The sequence below is a fragment of the Streptococcus sp. DD04 genome (assembly GCF_001578725.1).
Classification (GTDB): Bacteria; Bacillota; Bacilli; order Lactobacillales; family Streptococcaceae; genus Streptococcus; species Streptococcus sinensis.
In genome coordinates this window covers 343,571-352,258 of the sequence record NZ_KQ968977.1, presented here as the reverse complement: position 1 = coordinate 352,258, position 8,688 = coordinate 343,571, and the positions used below count along the sequence as shown (strand labels likewise).

Here is an 8,688-nt window from a genome sequence, read left to right as displayed (position 1 = left end):
TTAAATAAGCGGTCGAAGATTCTTGCATCGACCGCTTTATCTATTGGTATGATTCTAAAATCCTCCGCCACTGCCTCCGTGACTTCTGCCTGATGAAGACGTATGTGTGCTGCTACCACCAGAACTAGAGTTGCTGCTAGGTTCTGGTTTTGGTTGCTTGCTTACCTTTGAGAAGAGGAAGAATTCTTGAGAATTGGTAATCTGAAGGCTGTTTTTCTTGATGTAATCAGCGGCTCCGGTTTGATAATGGACGGATTTGAGCTGACCTTTCATTCCTGTTACGATGAGATAGGCGATACCAAAACCGATAGCCAGAGCCCCAGGAATCCAGTACCAATCTAAAGGTTCCTTGGGGAGATTATGCACATCATAAGGCTGTCCTTTTCTGGCTTGCGTCAGAAAGTCATCGCACTGCTTAGCGTAGGTTGTAAAAGCAGCATTGTAGTCACCATCTTTTAAATCAGGCAAGAACTGCTTTGATAGATAATCTAAGCCAGCATCGGTAAAAGCAGTGATGCCGTAGCCTGTTGTTGAAATGTGCCATTTTCGTTCTGTCATACTGACTAAGAGAAGAAGACCATCGTGGTTTTTCCCTTGGCCGTAGCCATTGTAATCGAAGTAATCATCTGCAAAGTCTTGGGCGCTCTTTCCTTCCAGACTCTTGACGGTTACGACAACGACATCACATTTTTGGCGCTGACTAATGTCTTCGAGCTTTTCTAGCAAGACTTTTTCTTGCTCTGGCTTCAGCAAGTCGGCATCATCTACCAGTAACTTATTGGCTGATGAATCGAGAAGCTTGACTACCTTATTGAGATAATACCGGACACAGCTATAATTGTTTTCACCGCTCTCAAAAGCTTCCCAAAGTATGTCGTCACTCTTTTCGCCTAGCTTTTCTTCAGCATTTCCAGCATAATAGACGGTCCACTCGTCCTTTTCCTCATCGACAGCAAGGAGAACGCCTTCGGCTGTCCCTGCAGTTTCTTGATAAATCTTTTCAGCATAGGCTTGAATGCCATCTTCACCTGCTGACTTGGCTGCCAGAAAGTAGACTTTGAAGTGATAGCGCTCATCAATCTCTTTGGCTGCTTTATTAATCTCGGCAATTTCCTCACTGGAAAAAGCGGAGACTTCATCGCGAATATAGCTGGTTTCTTCTTCTGCACAGACGGTTCCAATCATGAGCAAGGAAAGCAGAAGGGTTGTCAGTAAAGTTATGAATTTCTTCAACATAGTCTGATCCTCCTTCTCACAGTAAGTTGATTAGCCATGCTGCCGCATAACTAACTAAACTTGCCGCCACGCCAATACCAATCAGCCAACGTCTATAAGCTTGTTTGTCTAATGGCAGGTCGCCGACGAATTTACCAGTTTGACCATTCATGGCAAAGACAAATTTTTTACCATGCCAAGTTGTATTTAAGATCCAAACTGGATAAAGCACATACTTGGTCGAGCCATTTTTTAGTCGGATATTTGATGATTCTGCAACAACGGTATCGAAATTGGTGACCGTGTTTGCAAAGACAGTTTCTGTACTTTGCTTGACACGGCGATTGGCACGAGAAAGACTTTCCTCAGCACCAACATCATACTTGTCTGCCAGATAACCTGCTAAGTATGCAGTCTGAAAATTAACAGCTTCTGAAAAATCAAAGGGCTCAATGGATTCCATCAATTGATTATCTAATTTGCTTGAACCATCAACTGGGATTCGCTCAAAACCTAACTGACCAGAACGAAGAACAGAAAAGTAGTTCGTTTCAGTATAGTTGTAGTCCTTGTCACTCCAGCTTCTCACTCTAGTGGCTTGATACTGAATATCAGCATCCGCTTCTGTATCAAAAAGCCAGAATGGGACATAAAGTCCTTTGACTTCATCAATGTGATTTTGGTCTTTAAAGACCTTGGGAAGGAGGATTTTCCCCATAAGGTGTTTACTTAGTTTTTCTTTGGCTGCTTTTTTGTCCAATTTAAAAGGAATGACATAGTCTGGCTTTAAATCACCAGAAAAGCGTCCCATCATAACGACAGGATTGTCACAGAATGGGCAGGATGTGGCTGCCGTTGATTCATCAGCGACGATTTCACCGCCACAAGACTTACAGACATAGACGGACATGTTATCTGTCTCGCCGCTTTCCCATTCACCACCAGCTTGAGAAGTCCAAGTCAAATCTTCACCGGCTTGGTTTTTTAAAGCTTCATCTAATGCCTGCAAACTATCCATATCCAACTCGGTATCACAATAAGGACACTTCATTTTTTGGATAGAACTGTTAAATTCAAGAGCACCGCCGCAATTCGGACATTTATATTCTTGTAATTCTGCCATGATGACCTCCTTTCTACTGTCACCTGTCTATGAGATAGAGAAAAAAGTTTTAAATAAGGTCATGTTCATCGAAAACATTACCACATTCAGGGCAGAATTTTGGTGGATTGTATGGATCTTCAGGCTGCCAGCCACAGTTGCTGCAACGGTATTGGCGCTTGGCTTCAGGTTTCGGTTGGCCACAATTTGAGCAGAATTTGCCCTTGTTGACAGTGCCACAAGAACAGGTCCAACTGTCTTGAACAGGTTTTGGCGAACCGCATTCGGGACAGAATTTCCCAGAAGCTTCATGTCCATTTGGGCAAGTCCATTTATCTGTTGGACTTTGAGAAGCTGCAGACGCTGCTTGTGCCTGTTGTTTGGCAGCTTGTTCTTGTTGTCCCATGGCAAAAAGATTTTGAGCATTCATACCGCCGCCCGCGCCTGTAGCCATGCCTAGTCCCATGAAGCCAGTCATAGCACCGCCAGGATTATTAGCGGCTGCTTTCATAGCATCTGCCTGTGCTCCAACCAAAGTAGCAGCTGCCATTGTTGTATCTTTCATAATGGCCGTACGTTGCGCTTGCTTGATCATTTCAGCATCTTCTTCTGGAAGAGTGACAGAACCCAGAGCTACGCTAATGACTTTCAGCCCACGGAGCTCGCCCCATTTGCTAGATAAGGCTTCGTTCATGGCATTTTCTAGCTCTGTATTGTGGCTCACGATTTGATTTGGCCGCAATTCTAAGTCAGATAATTGTGCAAAAGCTGGTTGAAGAGCGCTGATAAATTCAGTTTTCAGTTGTGATTCGAGTTCTTCCCGCAGATATTCTCTTTCTACGTTTCCGCAGACATTGGTGTAGAAAAGAAGCGGGTCAGCAATCTTGTAAGAATAAACGCCAGAGCAGCGGACAGAAACATCTATATCCAGACCGATTTTGGAGTCCACTACCCGAAATGGAATTGGGTTTGGGGTGCCAAACTTATTATCGATAAGTTCTTTGGTATTGAAATAGTAAACACGCTGGTCTTTGCCTGTATCACCACCATAAGTAAACCGTTTACCGATTTGTTTGAAGGTTTCCTTGATGGATTCCCCTAAATTGCCTGTAAAAATGCTAGGCTCACTAGAAGTATCGTAAGTAAATTGACCAGGTTCAGCACAGACTTCAACAATTTTTCCTTGTTCGACAATCATCATACATTGACCGTCTGCCACAGCAATTCCAGAGCCGTTTGAAATAATGTTGTCGTTGCCCTTAGTGTTGGAAGAACGTCCAGATATTTGTTTTTGCCCTTTGACCACCATAACGGACTTGTCCATGGCATCACAGTAAAAGAATTCCTTCCATTGGTCGGCTAAGACGCCTCCTACGGCGCCAATTCCTGCTTTAATAAGGCCCATAAGAATCTCCTTTCTTTTTACAAAACACGCTGATTGGCTTAATTAAAGATTACTGATAAATCACCTCATCTCTTTTGGCAGTGAATTTTGAGTATAGCAAAAAATCGTGTGCCGATGAACACACTTTTATATTTTCTAATTTCATAATTTGCTTGACTCGAAGTTTTTGAAAACGCTTTCCTATATAAACTATTATATCATATTTTGGGAAGATTACAATAATTTATAGGAGAAAACATGCAGACAGGATGCAAAAGTGGAGACAAGAATATATAAGTAACACTTGAAGTTACAACGTTTTTAATATATAATAAAGGAGAATAAGAGCAGAGAGGAGAATGAAATGCAAATTTCTAGCCGTTTTACTATGGCGACTCACATCCTAGTGGTTATCGCTCTAGAATGTAAAAATGAAAAAATAACGAGCGATTTGTTGGCAGGCAGTGTCGGAGTCAATCCAGTTATTATCCGCAAGACCTTGTCCCAACTTAAGAAGGCTGGCTTGATTACCGTTGCCCGCGGAACAGGAGGAGCAGAGCTTGCTAAGGATTTAAAAGATATCACGCTCTTGGATGTCTATCAGGCAGTAGAATGCCTGGGCAAGAGCGGGCAGCTCTTTAGTTTCCATGATAAGCCTAATCCAGACTGTCCGATCGGCAAGAACATTCACACTGTTTTAGACGACCGCTTGGCTGCTATCCAGACAGCCATGGAAGCAGAATTAGCTCAAACCAATCTGGCCCAAGTCGTTGCGGCTGCGGAAAAAGAAATTCAACAACAAGCTGTTTCCCAATAATCAGCTTGTTGTTTTGCAATTTCCAATGGCTTTGTTTATAGTAACAAACATTGATATATTTTGAGAAGGTCGCTGTGAAAAACAGAACGAGTGGACAGACACTCTGAAGATGAGGAAAGCAAATAAAAAGTACCAAATTCGGTGCTTTTTACCGTACTTTAAATATGGTAAAATGGATATGACCAAAATATGAAAAAAGTATAGAATGGCGAAATAATAAACGCAAATATTCTTTTTTGATGATGAATAAGAATAGAGAAAATTTGAATGTACAGAGGAAAAAGCATGAGATTACCCCAAAATAAGACAAAGCATGAACTTACAAAATTATGGACTGGGGAGCTCATGGCTGTTGTATCATTTTGGCTATGTTTTTTTGCTTTAAAAGACTGGCTCTTAAATACAATGATGTTGATTTCTATTTTATATCCACTAACTGTATTGAGTTTAATTCTTATTCAGGGTTCCTTATATTGGCTGATTTTGTTAAAGAGATTATCCAAGCCGCAATTTGCCAGAACAAATACAAGAAAGATATATAGGATCTTTAAAATGATTGATTTTGTTTTATTATGCTTCGGCGTCCCTATGATTATACTCTGTTTTGTAAATGTTCCTGTAATGATGTTCGCAAGTTTCATCTTGACCTTTGCAGTAATTGAGTGGATAAACTATTACAAAGTACGATTATCTTACAGTGCGAATCCTTTCGTTTTATTGAGACGTATTAAAAACGGGAAATTGTCAAAGAGTAGATTAGCTAAAGAACTTAGTGGAAAATAACTTGCAGATTGTCTAACCGAAACAATTAAATACAATTCTACTACATAATCATTCATCAAACAGTAAGTCCAAATAATTTACTGTTTTTTTATTGCACAAAATTAGAAAAAGAGAATACCCTTATGAATAATAAAATACATCAACAGAAATAAAGTCAGAAATAGAAACTAAACAGGAGGACTTAGAGAAGTACGAAAAAGATGTTCAACTTAAAAACAGGGAAAAGCTAATTAGAAAATATCGAGCATTGAAGACAAAATATAAATCCCAGACTGATAGGACGAGGTGTAATTTTAGAGAATTTTATAGACGGAGCAAGCAGATAAAAGTACCAAATCCAGTGCTTTTTAACTTACTTTAAATATGATAAAATAGATATGATTAAAATATGGAAAGAGTATAAAATGGCGAAAAAATCAAACGCAAATATTGGATTTGAAAAGGAACTATGGAATGCTGCAGATTCACTTCGAGGACACATTTCAGCATCAGAGTACAGAAAAGTAAAAACTTTTATGAAAATGATGAGCTTGTTGCAATGACTCATGAATTAACGGAGACATTGCGCAAAAGCAGAACTATTGATTGGCAGAAAAAACATTCTGCGCGTGCTCGTATGCGCATGCTTGTTAAACGGCTCCTTAGGAAATACAAATATCCACCGGAGGGTGTCGAAGACGCCATTGTGACAGTTATCAAACAATGTGAAATGTGGACAGATAATCCTGATAATAATTATGAGTCCTATTCATTTTCTGACCAACTGATGGTTGCTGAAAAATAATATTTACTCAGAATATCAGTCATTTTTTGAGATCCCTCAAAGATGTTTTGTTACAATATTTTCACCATTCCAGAAAGTAAAAATAAGAACCAGTGTAAGAAAAAAGCACCAAATTTGGTGCTTTTCTGCTATGTTAATTAAAATACAGCAAGTCCTTGCTGGTTTCGGTGAAGAGTTCAAAACTATTCTTAGTGACATGACCGCAGTCTTCAATGCGGACACCAACCTTGCCAGGGATGTAGATACCGGGCTCGACAGAGAAGCACATACCTTCCTCGATGACCATGTCGTTGCCCTCCATGATGGATGGGAATTCGTGGACATCCATACCGATGCCGTGACCCAGACGGTGGTTGAAATACTCACCATAGCCAGCTTTTTCGATGACCTCGCGGGCAGCTCGGTCTACTTCATGAGCTGTGACGCCTGGTTTGATAAAGTCAAGCGCTGCTTGTTGGGCTTCCAGAGTCAAATAGTAGATGTCTTTTTTGAACTGGTCTGGTTGCCCGACAGCGACGGTCCGTGTCATATCACTGGCATAGCCATTAACCATGCAACCCAGGTCAAAGAGGAGGAGGGCATTATTTTCTACTTTGTTAGCTCCGGGAATGCCGTGTGGATTGGCTGCGTTATTGCCTGTCAGAACCATGGTTTCAAAGCTCATCTCATAGCCTTCTCGCTTGATAGCAAAATCAATTTGAGCGATGATGTCTGTTTCGGTATTATCCAGTGAAATATTGTCAAAACCAATATTGACAGCCTTGTCGGCATACTGGCCAGCTACCAGCATTTTCTGGATTTCGTCGGCTGATTTGATCAGACGCAAACGGTTGATATAAGGAGTCAGGTTGACAAATTCAGCCCCGTCAAAAACGGTACGCAGGCCGTGATATTTGGTTAAAATGAGATTGTCAAACTCGACCGCTACTTGTTTGAAGATTTGAGATGGTAGGGAAGCTTTGATCTTTTCCCAAGGATTTTCAGAATCAACATAGCCCACAACCTTAAAATCCACGATGGATGAAGCGCGCTCAACCTCAAGTGCAGGTATGAAAAGAAGCGGCTCATGGTCGGTGTAGACGAGTAGAAACATTTGGCGTTCATGAGGGTCGCTGTAAAAACCAGTTAGGTACTGAATCGTTACAGGATCGGATATGACAGCCACATCTTTTTTTTCATTTTCAAGATAAGTGATGATTTGATTGATTTTTGTCATGTTTCGACCTTCTTTCTATGCCTCTATTTTGGCAAAAAAAACAAAAAAAATCAAGAGTTTTCAAAAACTTATCAAAATACTTGAAAGTGTTTACAATAAGTGATAAAATGGTGTGTGTAGGAAAGTGAAAGCGAAATTTTCAATAAAAGAAAGGAAACCATATGAACACAGACGACACAGTAACCATTTATGATGTCGCCCGTGAAGCGGGAGTTTCAATGGCGACAGTTAGCCGAGTCGTAAATGGAAACAAAAATGTAAAGGAAAACACGCGTAAAAAAGTGTTGGAAGTGATTGATCGCCTTGACTACCGTCCAAATGCTGTTGCACGTGGTCTGGCTAGTAAAAAAACAACTACTGTCGGTGTTGTGATTCCAAATATTACCAATAGTTACTTCTCAACTCTGGCCAAGGGGATTGATGATATTGCTGAGATGTATAAATACAACATTGTCTTAGCAAACAGCGACGAAGATGACGACAAGGAAGTTTCTGTTGTCAATACGCTTTTCTCTAAGCAGGTGGATGGTATCATTTTCATGGGTTATCATCTGACTGAAAAAATTCGCTCTGAATTTTCACGTTCACGGACACCGGTAGTCCTTGCAGGAACGGTAGATGTGGAGCATCAGCTACCAAGTGTCAATATTGACTATAAGCAGGCAACAACGGATGCGGTGAGCCTTTTGGCTGATCGTAACAAGAAGATTGCCTTTGTTAGTGGCCCTTTGGTTGATGACATCAATGGCAAGATTCGTTTGTCTGGCTACAAAGAAGCCCTGAAAAGCAAAAAACTCCCTTACAGTGAAGGGCTGGTCTTCGAGTCCAAGTATAGCTACGACGATGGTTACCATCTAGCTGAACGCCTGATTGCCTCAAAAGCCACTGCAGCTTTTGTGACAGGTGATGAATTGGCGGCTGGTCTGCTCAATGGCTTGTCAGACCAAGGAGTTAAGATTCCAGAAGATTTTGAAATCATTACCAGCGATGATTCACAAATAGCTCGCTTTACTCGCCCTAACCTTTCCACCATCAGTCAACCTCTTTATGATATTGGTGCGATTAGTATGCGCATGCTGACTAAGATTATGCACAAAGAGGATTTAGAGGAACGTGAAGTTCTTCTCGCTCATAGCATTAGTGAGCGCAAATCGACCCGTAAATAAGCCGAAAAGACCGCAAGGTCTTTTCTCATCTTGTCACCAAATGATGGCTGTAGAGAAGATGCTCTAGACGAAAATCCACTAAATTGTAAACTCTCAGGATATACAGTTCTTGAGAGTGTTCTTTTTTGATTAAGTCTGAGCCTGTCTATTTCAGAAATATCATCCTGAAAACAAATCCAAGCCTTCCTTTAGTTTTATGAGGAGGCAGGACAAGGATTGAT

Annotated in this window: 6 protein-coding genes and 2 pseudogenes; 4 read left to right on the top strand and 4 right to left on the bottom strand. The window is 40.9% G+C overall.

The features are described from left to right. Positions 1-54: 54 nt before the first annotated feature. The 3 genes from STRDD04_RS04445 to STRDD04_RS04435 are packed head-to-tail and all read right to left on the bottom strand — an operon-like array spanning position 55 to position 3,722. Positions 55-1,236 (bottom strand): TPM domain-containing protein, encoded by a 1,182-nt coding sequence (locus STRDD04_RS04445; RefSeq protein WP_062199695.1) that lies wholly within the window; start codon positions 1,234-1,236, stop codon positions 55-57. Between the two features lie 16 nt (positions 1,237-1,252). After that, positions 1,253-2,338, bottom strand: coding sequence for a TFIIB-type zinc ribbon-containing protein (locus STRDD04_RS04440; RefSeq protein WP_062199693.1), 1,086 nt, complete (start codon positions 2,336-2,338; stop codon positions 1,253-1,255). Positions 2,339-2,387: 49 nt separating this feature from the next. Beyond that, a complete protein-coding gene (locus tag STRDD04_RS04435) occupies positions 2,388-3,722 on the bottom strand; it encodes an SPFH domain-containing protein (RefSeq protein WP_062199691.1) in 1,335 nt (444 codons plus the stop codon). A gap of 343 nt (positions 3,723-4,065) precedes the next feature. On the opposite strand from STRDD04_RS04435, the gene STRDD04_RS04430 reads away from it, so the two are divergent. The 3 genes and pseudogenes from STRDD04_RS04430 to STRDD04_RS04420 form a co-directional block, all read left to right on the top strand. Continuing rightward, a complete protein-coding gene (locus STRDD04_RS04430) occupies positions 4,066-4,518 on the top strand; it encodes an Rrf2 family transcriptional regulator (protein WP_062199688.1) in 453 nt (150 codons plus the stop codon). A 1,187-nt stretch (positions 4,519-5,705) separates the two neighbouring features. After that, positions 5,706-5,807 (top strand): annotated as a pseudogene (locus STRDD04_RS10915) (SAM-dependent DNA methyltransferase); the annotation flags it as partial. Next, positions 5,798-6,085: pseudogene (locus STRDD04_RS04420) on the top strand (type I restriction enzyme endonuclease domain-containing protein); the annotation flags it as partial. The pseudogenes STRDD04_RS10915 and STRDD04_RS04420, both read left to right, overlap by 10 nt. 133 nt (positions 6,086-6,218) lie before the next feature. Here the strand turns inward: STRDD04_RS04420 and STRDD04_RS04415 are convergent. Further along, positions 6,219-7,301 (bottom strand): M24 family metallopeptidase, encoded by a 1,083-nt coding sequence (locus STRDD04_RS04415; RefSeq protein WP_062199682.1) that lies wholly within the window; start codon positions 7,299-7,301, stop codon positions 6,219-6,221. Positions 7,302-7,462: 161 nt separating this feature from the next. Here STRDD04_RS04415 and ccpA point away from each other — a divergent pair, with 161 nt between their 5' ends. After that, positions 7,463-8,467, top strand: a complete 1,005-nt coding sequence (ccpA, locus tag STRDD04_RS04410) for a catabolite control protein A (RefSeq protein ID WP_062199680.1) — start codon at positions 7,463-7,465, stop codon at positions 8,465-8,467. Positions 8,468-8,688 lie beyond the last annotated feature (221 nt).